We start from the raw sequence: 19,585 nt of genomic DNA, 5'->3' as shown, positions 1-19,585 counted from the left end.
GTTATGTAATGGCAATGATTACACTCGTTATCAGCATCAACAACGTTACGGGCGCCCAAATTCTTCGTTCCCATACACTTCTCGTGATCAGATTTAATATGGTCCCCAACACCAAATACCCAACGATAAACCAGATCGCTGTCTCTGCAAAAACAGACCACTGAGGCCAAAGCCATCCTGCTTTACTCAGAACAACGATCCCCATGAATGCCAATATTGCGATCTGAACTATGCAGGCATAACGCATGGATACGGGGTATTTCCCGGGAAACTTCCCACCCATGGCGTACTCTCCCCAGGGCACACCTACAGCCAACGCAACCTGAAAGAGAATCACGATCAGAATCAAGACGGTGAATACGATTGCTGACGTTATTACGATCATGACCACACTCCAGTATTCAAAGTGACAGTAGAATCACTCCCATAGTAGGGATACCTTATTTTCCAATCGTAGATCCTTCATTCTCTACAGAAATGCAGATCTGATTGTTCTCTAAATTATACAGGATATGGCACTAAATCATACTTCCTTTTTTGCCTTTTCGACTCCCCTGCCTGTCCGCTATACAACAGTCCGTATGGTCCTACACTCTTTAACCATCTCGCAAACATTGTAGCATCTTCATATGATCTATGGAATCCACTCGTTCTTTCAACATTCGCATCTCTCGATTGAGAATTAATACATACAAATAGAGACTTTCACTAAAGGAGAGTCTCTTTTGTATTCAATAATTGTATTTTACTGAGCAACTACTTCACAACAAATAATAAGTTATAAGGACATTTTTACCCGTTAAGCTGAGTCATCATTTCTTTCATATAACGTGTTCCATGGACCTCATTTTGGGGACTTACATTTTCAATACGAGCTAAGTCATCAGGTGTCAATTCAATCGTTGCAGCGTCCGCGTTTTCCTCCAAATATTTGATTCGTTTCGTTCCCGGAATCGGCAATGCGTTATTAGCCATTGTCCAAGCTAAAGCCAATTGTGCAGGCGTACAACTCTTCTCCATGGCGATCTCTTTGATTTTATCCACAACTTCTATATTTTTGGCGAAATTGTCTCCTTGGAACCTCGGCATATATCTGCGCAGATCATTATCATCCAAATCTTCGAATTTCCGTATCTCACCTGAGATAAACCCTCTGCTTAATGGACTGTATGCAATATGGGTAATATTCAGTTCTCTCGCAGTTGGTAGAATCTCGTCCTCAATATCCCGGCTCCACAGGGAATATTCGCTCTGCAACGCAGAGATTGGATGAACGGCGTGTGCACGGCGTAAAGTGGAAGCCGATGCTTCCGACAAGCCAAGGCAGCGGACTTTTCCCTCTTTAACCAAGTCAGCCATCGCGCCAACAGTTTCCTCAATCGGAATCTGAGGATCTACCCTGTGTTGGTAATACAGATCAATATAGTCGGTGTCCAGCCGGCGAAGACTTGCTTCTACAGCCTTTTTCACGTAATCCGGATGACCATTCAACGTCTCATAGTTTGGGGTATACGCGAATTTGGTAGCAATAATGGCCCGATCCCGACGTCCTTTCAGCGCTTTCCCCAGTAGTTCTTCATTATGACCATTCCCATACACATCTGCTGTATCTAGCAGTGTAACGCCAATCTCCAGCGCGTGATGGATGGTCTTCATTGACTCCTCATCATTGGTTTCCCCGTACATCCCCGGAGACATGCCCATAATTCCCAATCCTATCGAAGACACGACGATATCGCTATTTCCCAGCACTCTTTGTTTCATTTCTCCATCTCTCCATCCGTTCATATTAGTCTTTAGCGATGCTTTCCATCTGGTCTAGCAGCTTGCTTTCTGAAGGAAGCTTTCCTGTCTCTATGTCTTCATAGATCGTCAATTTGTTATTCACCGCTGCAAGTGCTTCGGCAATTTCAAGTTGGCGGCGATGTAATTCCTCTTTATATTCGTGAAGTATCGCTTTCCGTTGTGGAATCGTTGAATCACCATCCAGCGCCAGACTAACCATATGTTTCAGTGTAGATACCTTCATACCCGTTGCCCGGAAACAAGACATCAATCTCATCCAATCCAAATGTTCTTCCTCGAACATCCGATTGCCATGTTGATCCCGCCTAATGTAAGGGAGCAGTCCCTCCTTCTCGTAATAACGAATTTTATGTGCAGGACAACCCAGTCGCTCGGAAGCTTCTTTTATCGAAAAAGCCATAATGCTGACTCCTCCTTTATATTCATTTTGGGAAGCATTTGGCCGGTTCTTTTACATCCTAAGGCTTAATGTTCACATTAAGGCAAGCACAAATTTCAAAAAAATAATTTAGCTGATCACTATTTTAAACAAATGGAGGACATAACACACGCTTCAGTACTGGGAAGTAACGATTAGAGGAGATATGTAGAAAAGATTGGTAAAAGCTGCAATTCGGAGAAAAAAACCTGGAGATGCTGGCTACTGTTTCGCTTACTTCAATCGTTGGTTGCCATAAAGTGCCCGGATTTGATCACAGTTCAACGGTTCGGTAAAAGGTACTTCCATGAAGTATTCCAGCTGCCATTGCTGCGTTTTGCTAGTTCAAATTTCCTGACATAATTGCTTCCATTCCTGCCATGCCTTCAAGTATTCAGGCAGATCATCCGGATGATGTTTGTTACTCAGCCCAATTCGGCAATACAGATGAACCAGAGCTTCCTCAATCAATCTGGATTTATCCATTTCCACATGTTCTAACAGTTCGAACATAGTAAATAAGGTTTCGGTGTTGATATCATCCGGCGAGGAGCTAAAAGCATATAAGAAATCATAGAGGATAGGTCCAACCATTGGAGAAGGGTCAATAACGCCGATGAGTTCATTTTGATCGTATACAAAATTATGAACCCCCGTATCGCCATGTAAAAGAAACTTTTCCTCTGCCTCATGAAAGAGACGATCCACTTTGGATTGAACCAGATGATAATCATCTGTCGTTAAAATATTTCCGATATTTATCTTGGCTTCATGAATACTAATCTGATTGAATTCTTTCCATGTCTTCTGCGGGAACTCTATTCTGCCCCATGATTCCGTATCTGTAGAACGCACATAGGTATTGAACATCTCTTTCACCAGACGTGTTAACCAGTCTCTCTTCAGTCCCCGGTTGAAATGGGTTGTGCCTTCGATATAGGAGTAAATTAGATAAGTGTTGTCCCGATCAGTCAACAAAACTTCAGGCAATAACGAAGAATTCTTATACGTGTCCAAAAACTGCTTGGTCATGAGAATCTGTTTGGGTTCATCTGATTTCAGAATATAATGCTTATTCAGACTTGTACTCAACCGATAAACACATCCAGCGGTGGTACCTGACAAACGTTGAATTTCAGATATTTCTTCATTGATATGATGTATCTTGAATAAGTTATTGATCTCATTTATCGTTGGATTGATTAACATATAGTTCTCCTCATATAACTAGGATCTTGATTCATTTGGTAAACATAAAGTAAGGTTAGATTCCAATTGCACAGGGGGTTATCTTTCAAAATGAGCTCGTTCTTCTTGCTTGGAGCTAAAAATATAATCCGGATACTGGTTTGCCATGGGTGGAAGCTGATCCTCGGGGAAAAACTGCAGATCCTTCATCTCTTCATTATCGGGCGTGAGTTGATCCGACTTGATCCTGCAATCAAATACGATAGTCAAATATTCGACCTGATGACCGTTACTGTATGTAAACCGTCTTGCTTCACCACCGTATACTCCGATAATCTTCTCGGGTTCAACGACCAGACCTGTCTCTTCCAGTGCCTCTCTCACCATCGCTTGAGCCGGTGTCTCACCAAGCTCAATTGCTCCAGCAATCAACCCCCAGGTTGATTCGTTATGTTTACGACCGAACAGGATCTCCCCTTGTTCATTTCGGATAATCCCAGCTACACCCGGCATAAAAACAAGCTCGTTGCCGATCTTGTCCCTCAGGTTTTTGTAATAGTCTGACATGCCCATACACAGTTACCTCCTGTCTTTTAATTACTGAATTCTCTTCCACGAATGATCCATTGTACGGCATCCCAAATATCTTCTGCGATATAATCAGGTTTGGTTTCCGTCCATTTGTCTCTATATTGAGTTAGTGAAGACTCCCCCCAGCCTGTTCTCACCATAATCTTGGTCGCTCCTACGGCATGGGCAGCAAGCATGTCTGTATCTCCCACATCACCAATAACTATGCATTTGGATAAATCCAGACCGTGTTCCTCTGAAGCTTGTAGTAGCATTCCGGGTTTCGGCTTTCGGCAACTGCATTCTTTCTCATGTGGACATATATAGGAGTGATCGAATCCATACTCGTGAAATTGCTCTTCAAAATCCTGAACACTTGCTTCCCCACGTGAAATTCGATATTGATTCGTAAAAGCCAGTACCATAATTCCTTCTCGTTTCAAAAGCGTAATTGCTTCTTGAGCATTGGGGTATAATCTGAAATCTCTCGGATGAATAAAATGTCCTGTACCACCGATGGTTCCATCTCTGTCTATAAAAACAGCTTGTACATTCCCATTTGGCTTCATCATGGTCTGTTCCTTTCCTTACCGAGAACATATTAATTGGATCTCTCGCCTCTGATCTAAAATTATTTCCCTATACTTTCTCATCGATAATATGCTTGCTATCATCTTGCTGCTTATGGTGTTGCTGTTTTTTGATTTCAGTTTTAAGATAGTGTACTTCTTTGATGAGTAGATCCAGCTTTTGGGATGTTTTAGATGAATCTACGGCATAACGTATGATTGCCACAAAGATAAGAACCACAATAATACTTATCATTGAGATGATTAAAGCCCAGAAAAACTCCATATTTTTGCTCAACTCCTTGCTGTCAAAAAACTAAATTGTAAAACTCTTCTGAAAACCAAAACCATATCAACCCCATGATCACCATGATGGTGCCTAGTAGTTTTAATATAATTTCGATATGTTTAGGGATATCACTATTAGGTGGGCTATCTTCAAACTCGTAATTCGGGTTTAATTTTTCGATATCTCATCAGAACAAATACTTTGTATAAAAGGTCAGGAAAAAAGTAACACGCAACGCCCACGATAAATACGGGAGTAGATAAATAACCAAAGGTGCTGGTGGTCCATTCCATCTCTATTCCCTCCATCCTCCTTTTGGGCGCTCTCTCATTCTTCCTCTGCGAGAATGTCGGTACAGCGAACAATTAGCTCAGGCATATTCTCTCCATCAAAAAGAACATGAAGCTCATATCCGTTATCGATCCGATACAGCTCTTGATACAGCCAGTAAGTGCCTATAATCCCACCGTCTTGCTTGATGATTTCGGGTGCAACCAGTGTAAGTTTATTTATATTGGTGAAGCCCCCGCGGGTGTCAAAACGAATGAGCACTTCATCCCCTGTCAGTAGTTCCGTCACTGTACAATCATGAAATTGAACCCGGTTACGAATTTCATCGGGAATACCCTGCGCTATAATGACTTCCCGGTATTCATTCGATACGCGCTCCATCTCTCTCCTATTTTCTGCACTCAGTTTCTTTAGCTGTAGCATAACTTCTCTCGTACAGTAGCCCAACGTAAACACACGGATATCCGCAATTTGCTCATATATTTCCTTTGGTAATCGTTCTTTCTGGTGTTTGTAATCCCATTCTAGGTTGCTTTTAAACTCTAGCTTGTAGCTTAATTCATCAAAAGGAGGCCGTACATCATAATCTGCGATTAATTTCTCGATCCGCTCTCTTTCTTCAGCAGGCATCTGATATACTTTTTTATCATCTTCCAATATTTCATTCCCACTAAAAAACTTTTCGGCAGGTACTAGAACATGGACATTTTGCTCCAGCAAAAAACGAGGATCTGTATTGTACATCTCACGCTGAAGCTCTATATACTCTTTTTCTTTTCTTTTATAACGTCGCAGGAAAAGTGCTTCGTCCAATTCGTAAGCTCCTCTATGTACCCTCATCCCAAAATGAAGCCCTGTTCGCTGACACAGCTCATACCATTCTTTCGTTCGATATTTCATATGCATCTCTCCTGCTGATTTTTAGAATCTATTTTGCTATTGAAGCATAGACCTGATCTCGTTAGAAACTTCTCTATTGTTTGCATCGCTACTCCTCCAAAATCTTCAGCCTCAACGATTCCTTATACTCAACAGACGTACTGGTTTACCCCAAGGTTTGAAACAATTTATGTTTGATCTCTTTGTCGTTTCGCGCCGCCCATTCATGCACAGCCTCTACGCCTGAGGATTCCTGACCTCGTTGAAAATAAAAACATAGATCCATCGGCACTAACCGTTTACCATAGAGTTTGATGCCAATCCGTCTGTAATTCATATAAATACACTCAATCTGAGATGCATCATATCTCTGATGTTTCATAGAAATCACATGATCGCTTTCCAGCGTAATACTCGGTTTAGTGAAAAATAAACGCCAGATCAGGAAAACGATATAACCGAGAATAAAGGTCAATATAACGATCAGGAGGTACTTCAGAGTACCATTTTTATCGTAAATACCATCCCTGAGAAGTATTGCTTCAATGACCAACATACATAATAGGCTCAACCATGCTCTTGGATAAATCGTCTTGTATGTGATGAGTTCCACCTCCTAATCATTCTCTCCATGAATCCGAAGCCACTTGGAAGGGGCTTTTCTGGCAAAATGCTTTTCAACAAAATCCAAAATGTCATCAATGCCGGGCAATGCCGCATTTTCCTTGGCTTCGTCAAACGTCATCCATTGGTACTCGGTATGTTCATGATTTAACCGGACAGGCTGGCTTTCATCCACATACCCTACGAATACGGGAGCAATATAGACATGCTCCTCCATGGGTGAATAATACTGTTCGAATTGATTGGCAGAATACAACCGTACTTCCGTAATACCTGTTTCCTCATGAACTTCTCTGAGTGCAGCTTCCCATGCCTTCTCGCCCTGCTCTATACCGCCGCCAACATAACACCATTCATTGTGCAACATACGACCAGCCCGCTTTAGCATCAGTACACGGTATTGATCGAGGCTCTTCTTCAACAGAACTACAGCCACGCCTTCACAACGGATGGGGACTGCCTGTTTCACGTGCTCTGCACCATTCAATTTCTTGCCCCCTTCTCTTCAGAATCGAAGTCTTCCAGAACCTTAAATTTATCCCCGTGGATTTTGTCCAGATGCTCTTCTCCCCAATAACACAGATGGTCCAGCGCAGGCTTGAGTCCCCAGCCGTAGTCCGTTAACTCATATTCCACTTTGGGAGGTACCTCCGAATATACCTTGCGCTGTACAATCTCATCCTTTTCCAATCCTCTGAGCTGTGTTGTCAGCATCTTCTGCGTAATGTCCGGTATTAATCGTCGAAGCTCTGACGTGCGTTTACGTCCGGTCATCAAGTGATAAATGATTAAAGGCTTCCACTTCCCACCCATCACTTCCAAGGCCGCTTCCACGCCAACTTTATATTTCTTTGGAGCACCCGTTTCTCCATGTTCTGTCATTCTTGAACCCCTCCATATCCGGTTGTATCCCAGATGAAAATATAATTTTTTTGCTGTTCATATTTCTATTATTAAGCTCAATTCGAGGCATCCATTTAGGGTACTTTGATGTTCCTATGGCACTTCATTCTTCCTATAGAACAACAAAGTGCGTACTTCCAGATGTTCTCATACCTGTTTATAATAGCATCAGCCATTGAATTATGGCTACAAGACTGCAATCCAGAAAGGTAGTGAAAGTTAATATGAACGTACTCGTTGTAGTATCCCACCCGCGTAAAGATTCCTTGACCTTCCAGGTAGCTGAACGTTTTGCAGAAGGGCTTACCGAGGCTGGTCACGGTTATGAGGTATTGGATTTGCATGGGATTGGATTTGACCCAATTCTCCGAGAGATGGATGAACCAGACTATACCCAAGAGAATCAAGTGTTCTCACCTGAGGTTGAAACCGAGATGAAGCGATTGAAGAAACACGATGCTGTAGCTTTTGTGTTTCCTCTCTGGTGGTGGCATCTGCCAGCCATGTTGAAGGGTTATGTGGATCGTGTCATGAACAACGGATTTGCCTACGGCGCGAACAAGCTCCCTCATCAGCAGATATTGTGGATCGCTCTTTCGGGTGTGACGGAAGAACAGGTACAGAAGCGCAACTATGGTCAATCGATCGCCAATCTGCTCAATGTGGGTATTGCCGATTATTGCGGCGTGTCCCAATCAAGGGTTGAGTTTTTATATGAAACGTTGGAATCCAAGCCTGAGCATTATAAGGCACTGCTGAACCATGCACATCACATGGGACTGAACTATGCCAACGACCCTTCGACGCTATAAAGATATTAATAGCGCTGCATGGTTATGACGCACCAATTCCGCTTGAACACAGCAAAAAGGTCGCTCCAAAGAGCGACCCTGTTTGTTTAAATGTAATTATTTTACGGTCGAGAGAAGAAACTTCTCCAACATACTAGTATCAGTGATGCTATGGTTGCAAGCTGTGTTATCCATGCATACGTACTGGGCCACGGAAGAAATGTTGTCCGGCGTATAACTCTTGGTTTTCACGTTGAAGAATCCGAGCTCCTGATGGCGATGACAGAACATGCAGTACCCTTTCTTGTTCGTGGGTGTAATCCGTCCCTCAATACCTAGGAATCTGCCTTCGTACGGGTACACGATGAACAAGCGATCGGTAGCGATGTCGGTCCATCTCAGATAAGTTGTACGTGCGTAATCGATGGACTCCAGATCCGGCACTTTGAGCTTCTTTACCTTGGGAAACAGCTTCTGAATCTGCTTCGCGGATACTTGCGGAAATGGAATCAGATATGCTTCCAGCTGGTTCAGATAGGTCTGCAACTCATGTGTCTTCTCATACGTGGATAACTGCTCCAGCAGTTGCTTTTGTTCCGGCGTCAGATCATTGAAGATGCCAACGGCATTCGTGCTGACGGTATAACGGACCGTATCCAATACTTTGGGGTCCACGACTGAGCGCAGCGTTTTGAGCAGGAAATCAGCTTGTTTTTGAATATAATTGAACTGATGATTATGAATAAATGGTGTTTGCATGGCTTTCAGCCCCTTATTTTTATTAGAAAATAAAGTAAGGTGCAAAGCCTGCGGGTTGAACCATGATGTTGATTCCAGGGCAAACGATCTCATTTTGTCGCGCCCTACACAAAGTCCGCCCCTATTCAGGCTTTGCGTAAGGCTTTCTAGCGAACGAGCAATCCGGCATCATCCATATTGCCACGTCATAACCCCCAATACGATAGATATACCGGAATTATAACAGGGTAGCATAGCGTAGGCAACGGGCTTCGTTCCAGTTTTCTCTTTTCAGAAATATAGCCTACAAATTATACTTTGTCTTTACATACCTCATATTCAATAATCCCATATCGACTGATGTCTCTAAGTATCCAACGATCTGGTTAAACGTAAAAACATTAAGATTTTCATCCAATATTGCGTTATCATATTCCATATCACCCAGTACATATGGAACGAATTTTTCAACATCTTTTGATTTAACCTCATCTAATTCAGGCAATGTAGAAATGTAATTCAGCGACCTTCTTAATTCATCTGTGTATCCATAATGCTTTAATAACTTCACATTCAATATTCTGAAATCATTATGATACAGTTTATATAATCCAGCGTCTGCATCCATTCTGTTTTTTAACCAAGGCAGATTGAAACCTTTCAACCAAATATCATCAGCAATCAAATGTGTAAAATAACCAAGTACATATAAGTCTTCTGCTTGCGATCTATATTTATGTATAAAGCCTTTGTAGTCAACGTTCCTTGAAAAGTCTTGTACTTCACCAGCAAAGAAATGTGACGAATCTTTTGATGAAACAGCATCCGGAGCGATACTTCCAAGTAAAAAAGGCGTCTTATCTTTGATTGATAGGCTATCAGCAATTCTATTTGCAATTATCAGATGCATTATTCTTGAACCCATATACCCTCCTACCCTTCAACGAATATTTGAGATCGAGCCTGGATGTTTCCAGTTTAACGAAATCGTTTCAAAACCTGTTGTTCTGCATAAAAGTCATGGCAAGTTAATCTTCGCAGTTATTCGAACCATGTTCTTGCTGTTATTGGATTCCCAATGAACCTCCTTACCATATGCTTCACTAATTGCTCTTAACGGCAAATAAACTCTTCCATCTACCATTAATACTTTACTCTTTAGTTCAATTTGCTTGTCGAACTCGGTAAAAGAGCTTTCCCCCACCTTAAAGGTTAACCTTGGTTTTGGATAATCATCTTTGTCGACATATGCAAATATTACACTTTTGGCTTCGTTATCCCACCATATCCCTTTACCAGGTACGTCGAAATCTAGTACCTTCGTAATATAGGCTGGCGAAACGAGTATGTGGCCGTCAGAGATGATATAATCATTAGCCTCTACTAATTGAAATGTTTCCAAGTTAACCATAACTTCAATTGATTTCTTGGGAGCTTCAGCGCCTGCTTGAGTCTTTAGTTCTTTTTCATTAAGTAATATATTGATCTTTTTCGGTGCGCTTGTGGCTGTAAAAGTCATGGATACGCTCAATAACGTCAAAGCAAGGGTAACAACCATAATCTTCTTCACTTTGTCCACATCCTCCTATTGGTAAATGACTCATGCTCTTAATCAACTCTCATAGTACCATTTTATTCAATTAAAGGTAATATACTTCTATTCCATAACAAAAAAAGAAGCCACCTCCCTGGCCTTCCCCAGTTCAGTGACTCCTATTTCACAGCCCTATTCTAACCCTTACATTTAACTACTCCTTAACAGCACCAACCACGATCCCAGTAACAAAGTAACGTTGCAGGAACGGGTACACGAGCAGGATCGGCAGCGCGCTGATAAAGATCTGCGAAGCCCGAATGGTCCGTTGCGACAGGTTCTTAACCGCTTCTGGATCAAGCTTCGACATATCGGCCTGTACGATAATCGTCTGCATGAATGTCGCGAGTGGCAGCTTTTCCGCATCACGGATGTAGATGATTCCGTCGAAATATGCGTTCCAATGCCCAACCATCATGAAGAGTGAAACCGTTGCAATAACAGGTACGGAGACCGGCAAATAGATTTTGATAAACGTCTGGAAATGTCCTGCGCCATCGATAAATGCAGCTTCCTCCAGATCCTTCGGAACGGTACGGAAGAAATTCAGCAACAGAATGATGTTGAACACCGCGACCAATCCAGGCAGGATCAAGGCCAGCAATGTGTTCATCAGCCCCAGCTTCAGAATTAGGATATACCCCGGAATGAGGCCACCGCTGAACAGCATCGTGATGACAAAATACCACAGATAGATGTTACGTGCACGGAACACCCGTGTCTCTTTGGAGAGCGCATAAGCTGCAATCGTATTGACGATTAACGCAAGCCCTGTACCGAGTACGGTCCGCTCCACGGATACCCACAAGGAGGAGAGGAAGTTGGTATTGGCAAATGTCTTGGCATATGCCTCCAGTGTAAATCCAATCGGCCAGAACGTGACGAGACCAGCATTCGCAGGTGCAGATGCGCTAAGAGATACCATGAGCAAGTGATACAAAGGCAGCAAGCAGAGCAGTGAAAGAATGGTCAGGAACACATTGTTGAATATGCTGAATATGCGGTAAGGCATCGTTTTATGATACATTCGTTCGTCCTCCTCTCTAGAAAATTCGGTATCCGGCGAATCGGTAAGCCAGTCGGTACGAGATCACAATCAGGATCAGGCTGATGACCGATTTGAACAGATTCACAGCGGTAGCGAAACTGAACTGCCCACTAAGCAGACCTTCTCTATACACAAACGTATCGATAATATCGCCTTGTTGGTAAATCAACGGGCTATATAAGTTAAAGATCTGGTCAAAGTTGGCGTTAAGCACATTCCCCAGTGCCAAGGTTGCAATGACGATCCCAATCGGAATAAGTGCCGGGATGGTAATATACATCGTTTGCTTCCAGCGTCCTGCGCCGTCCACTTCAGCCGCTTCATACAGAGCCGGGTTAATGCCGGACAATGCCGCGAGGAAGATGATCGTGTTGAATCCAAACTCTTTCCAGACATCACTCGCAATAATCGTGAATCGGAACCAGCTGCCATCCCCCAGGAAGAAGATCGGCTTGATGCCGAATACCGAAACCAGGAACTGATTGACAATACCCGTCTGGGCCAGAATGTCGATCAGGATACCGGATAACGTTACCCATGACAGAAAGTGTGGTAGATACACGAGTGTTTGAATCGTTCTTTTCAGCGCCATCTTCCGCACCTCGTTGAGCAATAAGGCGAAGACAAACGGAATGATCAGATTCATGACAATCTTCGTGCAGGCAAAAAATAGCGTGTTCCACGTAATTTGCAGGAAATAATCATTTTCCCACATGTACCTGAAGTGCTTGAGTCCTACCCATTCGGAATTGAAAAATCCCAAGGCAGGTTTATAATCCTGAAATGCCATCAAAATCCCGGACATCGGAATGTATGAAAATATAAAGACCATAATGGCCGCCGGCAACACCATGAAGTGCAGAATCCATGGCTGTTTGTAGCGTTTTTTTCTCTTTTTTTCCAGCTTGTTCCCAACGTTTGCCTGCGGGACCCGCTTACCCTCCAATTTAGCCTCCATAGCACTGCTCCTGTTCCCAAAAAAAGTTTTTGTGTGTGATGGGGTTCTCTGATATAAATAGTATCAAGCCATACTGAGGTCTGCTATATAACATTGTTAGGCTTGATAGTGTTTTGTTAGGGCCATCCTAGAAGAAGTTGTTTACACACGAATTAGAAGGAGACTTTTTATGTATATATGGAAGCGCTTAATGCCTTTTCAAAATAAAACCAGATCCCGATTCAGTCTATTCGCCAAAATAAATCTGTTAATTGTGGTCTTGTTCATCCCCATTCTGATCATGTACACCTACTCGAATAACGTCACCTATGATGTCGTCAGCAAAGAACTGCAGATCTCCAACACAAAACAGCTCACGTTTCTGTCCAGTCAGATCGACTCCCGTATCAATCAGATGATGGATTTCAGCCTGATTCTCTCCCGAGATCCGAATGTCAGAGCCTTCAACGGCCTGAACATGTGGGATGATCGATATGACCGGATGCAGACCCGTTATGTAATTCAGGAGAAGATGATGCTTCAGACGAGCGTTACCGATATATGGCCTACCCGATATGCGGTGTATTCACAGCAGAATGAGGATGTCATCGCCAACTACAACCGAACTACAGGATATGATGAGGCGTATTTGAAAAAAAATATGAGCGGACAATGGACCTATGGGGACCAGAGTGCAGAATCACAGGATGAGATGAAATCCTTCTATTGGTTCTATACGGACTCCCTTGCCCAACCAGGAATGCTCACGGGAAGCAATCTGGTGATTGAAGCCAGCTTCAGCTATGAGAATATTCAGAATATGCTGGATACGTATAAAGCAGGCGGACAAGGTGATCCTTTCTTATATCACAAAGGAAATGAACCCATTCTGAATCGCAGCGCGGACAAGCAGTTATCCGCAGCACTTACTCAGTATCTGGATACGCACTCGCCAGAGGATACCACACAGGACGTGGTCGAACTGAACGGAAAGAAATATCTGGTTAGCTCCGTGAAGTCCACCTATCTGGATTGGCATCTGGTTGACGTCATCCCGCTGTATCAGATTTTGAAACCCATCTCGCTCAGTCAGAATCTGTTCTACACCTGTATGATCTTGCTACTCGTTGTGGGCATCTCGGCTTCAATCCTGCTGTATCGGAATGTGCAGTATCCAATCAAACAGCTGATCAAAGGCTTACGCCGCGTGGAGCAGGGCGATTATTCCGTTCGACTGCATAGCAAAAATCAGAATGAGTTCTCATTCCTGTTCCGCCGATTCAACGATATGTCCCATCAGATTCAGGATCTGATCGAGAATGTGTTCCATGAGAAGATTAGAGCCAGGGAAGCTACGCTGAAGCAATTACAGGCGCAGATCAATCCGCATTTCCTATATAATTGTCTTGGTTATATCATCAACATGGCTCAGATGAAGGACGAACAAGCTGTGGTCTCCATGGCGCATAACCTTAGTGCCTACTACCGCTATACCACCCGTATGGAAAAAGAGACATCTTCGCTTCAGGAAGAGATCAAGCTGCTGATTAACTATCTGGACATTCAGAAGCTGCGCAATGGCCGAATTGAATATCACATTGATATCCCTGAGGATATGCTTGCCCAATCGGTGCCACGATTAATGCTTCAACCGATGGTCGAGAATTCCGTCATACACGGTGTAGCGAAGTCCTATTCATCCGGGGAAATCCGAATTACAGGGGAGCGCAAGAATGGTTTTGGCAGAATATACATCGACGACGATGGCCCCGGCCTAAGCCCGGAACAGTACGAAGCACTGAACTTGAAGATGCAGGAACCTTTACAAGAAGAAATGGGCTGCGGCCTTTGGAATACGAATCAACGAATCATGCACACATTCGGAAGCCATTCCTACCTCTTATTCGGCCCATCCCCACTTGGCGGATTCCGAACCGAAATTATCTGGGAGATATCAAAAGAGGACACAGATTCCGATAAAGGTAATACCGATAATATACGTTGACTATTTGATTTTGAACGAACCATTTACACGTGAACGCAGAGGACAGAAAAAACCTGAAGAAGCAAAGTGTTCGCCTTTCAAGCACCATTTTAACCTTATATCAATTAAGTCAGAAAATGGGGCTTGAACAGCGATCGGAAGGTTGTTCTGTCATCGAAGTGGCAAGTGTAAATATGCCTTAGTTCAACCACCAAGGGAGACATTATAATGCAAATGATGATCGTAGACGATGAAGCACACTGGGTCGATAACCTGTCAATGACCAAGCCTTGGCATACGCTCGGGATCGAACATGTGCACAAAGCATACTCGGCACACGAAGCACTACAAATGATCGACACCCACCCCATCGATATCGTGATCTCGGACATTCAGATGCCCGAAATGACAGGCATTGAACTGATTGAACGCATCCGCATCCGGGACAAAAAGATAAAGTGCATCCTGTTATCCGGATATTCCGAATTTGATTACGCCAAAAAAGCCATCCAGTTCGAAGCTGTAGACTACTTGTTGAAGCCGCCCACTGACGATGAACTAATGGGTGCTGTTCAGAAGGCCATCGATCAATTGAACAATGAATGGGAACTGGTCAGTTCACTGACACGAACGCAGTTTACATTGCGCGAGAATCTACCCCATTTGCGAGGAAGACTGCTCCTTGGGGCTTTACAGGGACAACGAATCGCCGCTGCCGAATGGGAGCGGAAGCTCGCCAATTACGATCTCCCTTTTCACACAGGGGAAGCCGCATTAATGCTGGTTCGGTTGGAAGAAGAATTCGGACACTATGACAGCAATGATCAGACCCTGATCGAATATGCGATCATCAACATGGCGGAAGAGATTATGGGTGAGTTTATGGAAGTGTGGGGCGTGAAGGAGGAACACGGATATCTGGTGTTTTTGCTTCAGTTGAAAGAACGGAAAGGCGATATTGGCAAAGAAACCATGCTGGAGAAGCTATCGATTCAGCTTCAATCCAAAGTAAAACAGTTTCTGAAAGGCTCCCTCTCCATCGTCATCACCGAGTGGTTCACCTTCCCGGAACAGATTTACGATCGCTTCCGTCAGGCTTCGGCCTATTTCCGGCAGATCGTTGGCGACGAACGCGAATTTGTCATGCGTGTGAGCGATGTCGAGACGCCTGCAGCGCAAGGTCCACTCGACGTGTTGTACACCCCGCCCACCTTCATTAGCCTGTTGGAAAGTGGACAGTGGGATGCCGCCGAAGAGAAAATCCTCGCAGTCTGCGCCGAGTTGGATGAGAAATGGTCGGAATCCTGGGAACATTGCATGGAGGCAGGTTTTCTTATTACAGCTTCATTCACTAATATTGCTCACCGAAACAAGCTGACCCTGACCACTTTAATGGGAAATGATGTCGAGGATTTACAAAGTGGCGAAGTCTTCGCTACCATCAGCAAACTGCGGAAATGGTCGCTCAGCGTGCTCGGTAAACTCAAGGAAGGCACATCCAATGAGATCAAGGATATTCGTTCGGATTATGTGAAGAAGATTCAGGATTTTACAGATAAGAACCTGCATCTGGATGTCTCTTTGCGTGTATTGGCTGACCATGTCAATCTGCACCCGACCCATCTCTCCAAAATCTATAAGATCGAAACGGGCGAAGGCATCAGTGATTACATCTCGCGCCTGCGTATGGATCGGGCCTGTCACAAGTTGGTGACAACCACCAAAAAAGTATATGAAATCAGTATGGAGATTGGCTATATGGACCCGGCTTATTTTATCAAAGTGTTCAAGCGTCAATTCGGCGTTACGCCGCAAGAATATAGAGACCAGCACAAATAACATGACTGAAAACCGAATTTTTCGAACTTCATTTGAACATTCACTAATAGAGTCCTATGGAAACTAACAAACTCATATAGATGCCCTCCCGCCCAAATTGGTACAGTTATATTGTAAAGATCATACACCGTAGGGGGACTGAACAATGATCAAATTTAAAACATGGTGGTCACTGCTCATGGTTATCGCGCTCATCACGATCACTGCGTGCGGCAGTGGCGAGACAGCCAGTGACAATGGTAGCGATAATACGCCGGGAACAGTCGGCTCAGCGGAAGCAGAAGCTGCTTTTGCCAAAGGAAAATATGACCCACCCATCGAGTTCAGTTCGGTATTAATGCCGAAGAAATACGTGCAAGGGGATACCAAAGAAAATAACGTGCACGATCGCTGGATGCTCGAAACGCTGGGTATGAAGCATAAAGATACCTGGTATCCGGCCAATGACGATCAATACAGACAAAAGCTGCAACTGGCTATCGCTTCTGGCGAGAAGCTGCCTGATTTTGTCACCGTGCCGACCAATGCGGTATTGACCAATCAACTGATCGACTCCGGTCAATTCATCGCCATCGATGAGTTGTTCGACAAGTACGCGAGTCAGACCCTGAAAGATCACGCAGCAGCACATCCTGAACTGTGGTATCCGTTCACCAAGGACGGCAAGAAATACAACATGCCGATCATGGAGTACACCGATAACGACGATACACTGCTCTGGCTCCGCGAAGACTGGATGGAGAAGCTGAACCTGGAAGCGCCGAAAACCATCGCAGACCTTGAGAACATCATGGACAAATTCAAAAACGAGAACCCGGACGGTCTGTCTCCAGACAAAGTATTCCCGCTGGCAATCTCGCTAAAAAATAACACCAACACCTGGATGGGTCAGCTCGACTGGTTGTTCGGTGCATACGGCACAATCGAGGAGCAATGGAACAAAGACGCGAACGGCAATCTCGAGTACGGCTCCGTTAACCCGGGTGCCAAACAAGCTCTTGCCAAGCTGGCTGAATGGATGGATAAAGGTTATATCCACGCTGACTCCGCGCTGTGGGACGAAGGCAAATCCGCTGAAAGCTGGACAGCTGGCAAAGCGGGCATTCTGCCTGGCGCAAACTGGGTACCGGACTGGCCTGCACCTGACCTGCTGAAGAACGTACCTGGCTCAAAGTATAAAGCTTACCCTGTTCCAGCTGGCCCAGACGGCAAGATCGGTACGAAGTGGCAGAACTCTGGTGTCAACGCAAGTATCATGATCAACAAGGATGCGAAGCATCCAGAAGCCATCTTCCTGTATTACAACTACCTGTTAGATAACCTTGCTAACCCGAAAGCGGGCAGTGAGTATGAATACGGCTTCGCCAAAGGTTACGACTGGGATATCATTGACGGACAACCGACCAGTGACAAAGAGAAGATCAAAGACTTCTCCAACGAATTCCCGTTCCTGACCGGCCCAGCACGTATCCCGGATCTGTACATGAAAACACTCGTGAAGCTGGCCAACGGCGAGAAGCCTGAAACACCTTACGAGAAACAAATGGCTGAATTCCGTAAACCGGAAAACTGGTACGCAGGTAAAGTCGTTATGTCCCAGATCGACGTCCGTAAACAAAACTACTTTACTGGCGCAGCAACACCAACCATGGTATCCAAATGGAACCTGCTCCGTCAGTCCGAGATGGAAACCTTCAACAAAATCATCTACGGCAATCTGCCAATCGATGCCTTTGACCAATTCGTCGCCAACTGGAAATCCAATGGTGGTGATCAGATCACGCAAGAAGTGAATGATTGGTTTAAATCGGTAAGTGCGAAGTAAGATTTGGGTTTTGGAAAAGTAGAGAATTAAAAACCAGCCGAAGCGGTAAGTTCCACGCTTCGGCTGGTTTTATTTAGATAGAGATAAAGGTCGCTTCCCCTGACTTATGGGTTCGCGTTGTTTGATTGAGCCTTCGTATCCTTCTCCTCCGGCATCGACTGATCCAGCAAGGAAACTGTCAGCTGAATCCCATCCCTCAGTCCTTGCATGTACAACCGTTCATTCTCTATGCCTTTACTGACAATATAACGATTCTCCCACTCAGCATATTCAGGTGTTTGTTCGATATCCTTGCCAGCAAACAAAACTTCGAACGCATCGTCGGTTTCCCCACGTACACGACTCATTTCAGGATCATGCTCGATCCGCGAAGACACCTCTTCCAGCCTTGCTTGAATCGCTCGTTGCATCCAGCGTGGAAAATCCATTGCTTCCCCTCCCCTACGCATTATGTACCTCACTCATCATCGTACAACTCGGTTATGTCTCGCCTTCATTTCACTCACTCGTGCCACCAGCTCGTCCACCCTTCGGCTCTGTTCCTGTACCTCGGGATTGTCCCACAACGGAATCGCTTGCTTCAAGGATGCCTCACCAAGCTGATTAAGCTTGCGCCGTTCCTCTTCCAATAAGTCAAGCAACCGGCTCATACATCCACCTTTCTGATGGGTCTAAACTGCATCGTGTCTTGTTAAGACTAGATGTGAGCAATCATTTTAATGCGATTATTAATCAAGGTGTTGTAGACTTATAGTTTCGTCTATTCGAAATTATAAGATGAAATATGATTCTTTTAATGCGGGAATCGGATTAAAAGAAAAAAAACACTGATATAAACCCTACGTTGTCAAATGATAATATTTTCACGAGTTGTAAATATCCAAAAGTAAAGCAATCTAACAAAAAGAATTCCTAATCAGATTACAATCAACATTCGATTTGGATATCTAAACCTTTCTTAATTAAAGTATAGCTGACAGAGCATAGTTTGTGGTTTGAGTCATATGGCTACTAAAAACAATGTGAGGTTTCGATTCATCAAAATGTTCATCAGACATTTCATCTTTTCTCTTATTTATATTTCTGTTTTTTTAGCTTTTCTTTCTTTAGATCTTTAAACGTAATTCTTTCTGTAATATAAATTATGTCTTCCCTCATGAAGGTGCCCTACTATGATTTCGTAGATTTCTGATAACTTTCTTTTGCATTCACGAACCCTCACTGGCTTAAGCGCGAAACGCGGGTCGTCAGACTTAGCCAGTGCAGGGTTGTCACCTGAAATAACATATATA

General features: G+C 44.0%; 22 protein-coding genes. 4 read left to right on the top strand and 18 right to left on the bottom strand.

The window, feature by feature from the left end; all coding sequences use genetic code 11:
* Position 1: 1 nt before the first annotated feature.
* The 11 genes from J2X75_RS00385 to J2X75_RS00335 all read right to left on the bottom strand — a co-directional run bounded on the left by J2X75_RS00385 (position 2) and on the right by J2X75_RS00335 (position 7,516).
* Positions 2 to 385 carry a hypothetical protein gene (locus tag J2X75_RS00385; RefSeq protein ID WP_310333601.1) on the bottom strand — a complete coding sequence of 128 codons (384 nt, stop codon included), beginning with the start codon at positions 383 to 385 and terminating at the stop codon, positions 2 to 4.
* Positions 386 to 792: 407 nt separating this feature from the next.
* Positions 793 to 1,764 (bottom strand): aldo/keto reductase, encoded by a 972-nt coding sequence (locus J2X75_RS00380; RefSeq protein ID WP_310333600.1) that lies wholly within the window; start codon positions 1,762 to 1,764, stop codon positions 793 to 795.
* A 25-nt stretch (positions 1,765 to 1,789) separates the two neighbouring features.
* Positions 1,790 to 2,206 (bottom strand): MerR family transcriptional regulator, encoded by a 417-nt coding sequence (locus J2X75_RS00375; protein ID WP_310333598.1) that lies wholly within the window; start codon positions 2,204 to 2,206, stop codon positions 1,790 to 1,792.
* 363 nt (positions 2,207 to 2,569) lie between these two features.
* Positions 2,570 to 3,433 carry a phosphotransferase gene (locus tag J2X75_RS00370; protein WP_310333597.1) on the bottom strand — a complete coding sequence of 288 codons (864 nt, stop codon included), beginning with the start codon at positions 3,431 to 3,433 and terminating at the stop codon, positions 2,570 to 2,572.
* Between the two features lie 78 nt (positions 3,434 to 3,511).
* Positions 3,512 to 3,985, bottom strand: coding sequence for an NUDIX domain-containing protein (locus J2X75_RS00365; protein ID WP_310333596.1), 474 nt, complete (start codon positions 3,983 to 3,985; stop codon positions 3,512 to 3,514).
* 20 nt (positions 3,986 to 4,005) lie between these two features.
* Positions 4,006 to 4,554, bottom strand: coding sequence for an HAD-IIIA family hydrolase (locus tag J2X75_RS00360; protein ID WP_310333595.1), 549 nt, complete (start codon positions 4,552 to 4,554; stop codon positions 4,006 to 4,008).
* A gap of 67 nt (positions 4,555 to 4,621) precedes the next feature.
* The gene (locus tag J2X75_RS00355; RefSeq protein WP_310333594.1) at positions 4,622 to 4,837 is read right to left on the bottom strand and encodes a hypothetical protein; all 216 of its coding nucleotides are present in this window, start codon (positions 4,835 to 4,837) and stop codon (positions 4,622 to 4,624) included.
* Positions 4,838 to 5,167: 330 nt separating this feature from the next.
* Positions 5,168 to 6,031 (bottom strand): DUF4085 family protein, encoded by an 864-nt coding sequence (locus J2X75_RS00350; protein ID WP_310333592.1) that lies wholly within the window; start codon positions 6,029 to 6,031, stop codon positions 5,168 to 5,170.
* A 145-nt stretch (positions 6,032 to 6,176) separates the two neighbouring features.
* On the bottom strand, positions 6,177 to 6,566 hold the full coding sequence (locus J2X75_RS00345; RefSeq protein WP_310333590.1) for a hypothetical protein: 390 nt from the start codon (positions 6,564 to 6,566) through the stop codon (positions 6,177 to 6,179).
* A 60-nt stretch (positions 6,567 to 6,626) separates the two neighbouring features.
* Entirely contained in the window at positions 6,627 to 7,121 is a 495-nt protein-coding gene (locus tag J2X75_RS00340; protein WP_310333589.1) for an NUDIX hydrolase, read from the bottom strand.
* Entirely contained in the window at positions 7,118 to 7,516 is a 399-nt protein-coding gene (locus J2X75_RS00335; protein WP_310333588.1) for a winged helix-turn-helix transcriptional regulator, read from the bottom strand. Before J2X75_RS00335 ends, J2X75_RS00340 begins: the two co-directional genes overlap by 4 nt.
* Positions 7,517 to 7,761: 245 nt before the next feature.
* Here J2X75_RS00335 and J2X75_RS00330 point away from each other — a divergent pair, with 245 nt between their 5' ends.
* Positions 7,762 to 8,349 carry an NAD(P)H oxidoreductase gene (locus J2X75_RS00330; RefSeq protein WP_310336610.1) on the top strand — a complete coding sequence of 196 codons (588 nt, stop codon included), beginning with the start codon at positions 7,762 to 7,764 and terminating at the stop codon, positions 8,347 to 8,349.
* Positions 8,350 to 8,445: 96 nt separating this feature from the next.
* Here J2X75_RS00330 and J2X75_RS00325 read toward each other — a convergent pair whose 3' ends face one another.
* The 5 genes from J2X75_RS00325 to J2X75_RS00305 all read right to left on the bottom strand — a co-directional run bounded on the left by J2X75_RS00325 (position 8,446) and on the right by J2X75_RS00305 (position 12,561).
* Positions 8,446 to 9,087 carry a FusB/FusC family EF-G-binding protein gene (locus J2X75_RS00325; protein WP_310333587.1) on the bottom strand — a complete coding sequence of 214 codons (642 nt, stop codon included), beginning with the start codon at positions 9,085 to 9,087 and terminating at the stop codon, positions 8,446 to 8,448.
* A 283-nt stretch (positions 9,088 to 9,370) separates the two neighbouring features.
* Positions 9,371 to 9,991, bottom strand: coding sequence for a zinc dependent phospholipase C family protein (locus J2X75_RS00320; RefSeq protein ID WP_310333586.1), 621 nt, complete (start codon positions 9,989 to 9,991; stop codon positions 9,371 to 9,373).
* A gap of 93 nt (positions 9,992 to 10,084) precedes the next feature.
* The gene (locus tag J2X75_RS00315) at positions 10,085 to 10,636 is read right to left on the bottom strand and encodes a copper amine oxidase N-terminal domain-containing protein (protein WP_310333584.1); all 552 of its coding nucleotides are present in this window, start codon (positions 10,634 to 10,636) and stop codon (positions 10,085 to 10,087) included.
* Between the two features lie 178 nt (positions 10,637 to 10,814).
* Positions 10,815 to 11,687 (bottom strand): carbohydrate ABC transporter permease, encoded by an 873-nt coding sequence (locus J2X75_RS00310; protein WP_264930476.1) that lies wholly within the window; start codon positions 11,685 to 11,687, stop codon positions 10,815 to 10,817.
* A gap of 16 nt (positions 11,688 to 11,703) precedes the next feature.
* The gene (locus J2X75_RS00305; RefSeq protein WP_179086446.1) at positions 11,704 to 12,561 is read right to left on the bottom strand and encodes an ABC transporter permease; all 858 of its coding nucleotides are present in this window, start codon (positions 12,559 to 12,561) and stop codon (positions 11,704 to 11,706) included.
* 274 nt (positions 12,562 to 12,835) lie between these two features.
* On the opposite strand from J2X75_RS00305, the gene J2X75_RS00300 reads away from it, so the two are divergent.
* The 3 genes from J2X75_RS00300 to J2X75_RS00290 all read left to right on the top strand — a co-directional run bounded on the left by J2X75_RS00300 (position 12,836) and on the right by J2X75_RS00290 (position 18,293).
* Positions 12,836 to 14,650, top strand: coding sequence for a sensor histidine kinase (locus tag J2X75_RS00300; RefSeq protein WP_310333582.1), 1,815 nt, complete (start codon positions 12,836 to 12,838; stop codon positions 14,648 to 14,650).
* A gap of 207 nt (positions 14,651 to 14,857) precedes the next feature.
* Positions 14,858 to 16,468, top strand: a complete 1,611-nt coding sequence (locus J2X75_RS00295; RefSeq protein ID WP_310333581.1) for a response regulator transcription factor — start codon at positions 14,858 to 14,860, stop codon at positions 16,466 to 16,468.
* 145 nt (positions 16,469 to 16,613) lie between these two features.
* Positions 16,614 to 18,293, top strand: coding sequence for a type 2 periplasmic-binding domain-containing protein (locus tag J2X75_RS00290; RefSeq protein ID WP_289391634.1), 1,680 nt, complete (start codon positions 16,614 to 16,616; stop codon positions 18,291 to 18,293).
* A 104-nt stretch (positions 18,294 to 18,397) separates the two neighbouring features.
* On the opposite strand, the gene J2X75_RS00285 is transcribed toward J2X75_RS00290, so the two are convergent.
* Entirely contained in the window at positions 18,398 to 18,721 is a 324-nt protein-coding gene (locus J2X75_RS00285; RefSeq protein ID WP_310333579.1) for a hypothetical protein, read from the bottom strand.
* Positions 18,722 to 18,757: 36 nt separating this feature from the next.
* On the bottom strand, positions 18,758 to 18,943 hold the full coding sequence (locus J2X75_RS00280) for a hypothetical protein (protein ID WP_076330117.1): 186 nt from the start codon (positions 18,941 to 18,943) through the stop codon (positions 18,758 to 18,760).
* Positions 18,944 to 19,585: the final 642 nt, after the last annotated feature.

Source organism: Paenibacillus sp. 2003 (assembly GCF_031455635.1).
Taxonomy (GTDB): Bacteria; Bacillota; Bacilli; order Paenibacillales; family Paenibacillaceae; genus Paenibacillus; species Paenibacillus amylolyticus_B.
This window is presented reverse-complemented; position numbering and strand designations above follow the sequence as displayed.

What these genes read in the sequence shown, in the direction of transcription:
- J2X75_RS00280 (WP_076330117.1), bottom strand. Translation starts at nt 18,943, where the DNA reads ATGAGCCGGTTGCTTGACTTATTGGAAGAGGAACGGCGCAAGCTTAAT.
- J2X75_RS00360 (WP_310333595.1), bottom strand. Translation starts at nt 4,554, where the DNA reads ATGATGAAGCCAAATGGGAATGTACAAGCTGTTTTTATAGACAGAGAT.
- J2X75_RS00300 (WP_310333582.1), top strand. Translation starts at nt 12,836, where the DNA reads ATGTATATATGGAAGCGCTTAATGCCTTTTCAAAATAAAACCAGATCC.
- J2X75_RS00325 (WP_310333587.1), bottom strand. Translation starts at nt 9,087, where the DNA reads ATGCAAACACCATTTATTCATAATCATCAGTTCAATTATATTCAAAAA.
- J2X75_RS00335 (WP_310333588.1), bottom strand. Translation starts at nt 7,516, where the DNA reads ATGACAGAACATGGAGAAACGGGTGCTCCAAAGAAATATAAAGTTGGC.
- J2X75_RS00285 (WP_310333579.1), bottom strand. Translation starts at nt 18,721, where the DNA reads ATGGATTTTCCACGCTGGATGCAACGAGCGATTCAAGCAAGGCTGGAA.
- J2X75_RS00370 (WP_310333597.1), bottom strand. Translation starts at nt 3,433, where the DNA reads ATGTTAATCAATCCAACGATAAATGAGATCAATAACTTATTCAAGATA.
- J2X75_RS00345 (WP_310333590.1), bottom strand. Translation starts at nt 6,566, where the DNA reads ATGTTGGTCATTGAAGCAATACTTCTCAGGGATGGTATTTACGATAAA.
- J2X75_RS00365 (WP_310333596.1), bottom strand. Translation starts at nt 3,985, where the DNA reads ATGGGCATGTCAGACTATTACAAAAACCTGAGGGACAAGATCGGCAAC.
- J2X75_RS00305 (WP_179086446.1), bottom strand. Translation starts at nt 12,561, where the DNA reads ATGGTGTTGCCGGCGGCCATTATGGTCTTTATATTTTCATACATTCCG.
- J2X75_RS00385 (WP_310333601.1), bottom strand. Translation starts at nt 385, where the DNA reads ATGATCGTAATAACGTCAGCAATCGTATTCACCGTCTTGATTCTGATC.
- J2X75_RS00295 (WP_310333581.1), top strand. Translation starts at nt 14,858, where the DNA reads ATGCAAATGATGATCGTAGACGATGAAGCACACTGGGTCGATAACCTG.
- J2X75_RS00320 (WP_310333586.1), bottom strand. Translation starts at nt 9,991, where the DNA reads ATGGGTTCAAGAATAATGCATCTGATAATTGCAAATAGAATTGCTGAT.
- J2X75_RS00375 (WP_310333598.1), bottom strand. Translation starts at nt 2,206, where the DNA reads ATGGCTTTTTCGATAAAAGAAGCTTCCGAGCGACTGGGTTGTCCTGCA.
- J2X75_RS00350 (WP_310333592.1), bottom strand. Translation starts at nt 6,031, where the DNA reads ATGAAATATCGAACGAAAGAATGGTATGAGCTGTGTCAGCGAACAGGG.
- J2X75_RS00310 (WP_264930476.1), bottom strand. Translation starts at nt 11,687, where the DNA reads ATGTATCATAAAACGATGCCTTACCGCATATTCAGCATATTCAACAAT.
- J2X75_RS00290 (WP_289391634.1), top strand. Translation starts at nt 16,614, where the DNA reads ATGATCAAATTTAAAACATGGTGGTCACTGCTCATGGTTATCGCGCTC.
- J2X75_RS00355 (WP_310333594.1), bottom strand. Translation starts at nt 4,837, where the DNA reads ATGGAGTTTTTCTGGGCTTTAATCATCTCAATGATAAGTATTATTGTG.
- J2X75_RS00330 (WP_310336610.1), top strand. Translation starts at nt 7,762, where the DNA reads ATGAACGTACTCGTTGTAGTATCCCACCCGCGTAAAGATTCCTTGACC.
- J2X75_RS00380 (WP_310333600.1), bottom strand. Translation starts at nt 1,764, where the DNA reads ATGAAACAAAGAGTGCTGGGAAATAGCGATATCGTCGTGTCTTCGATA.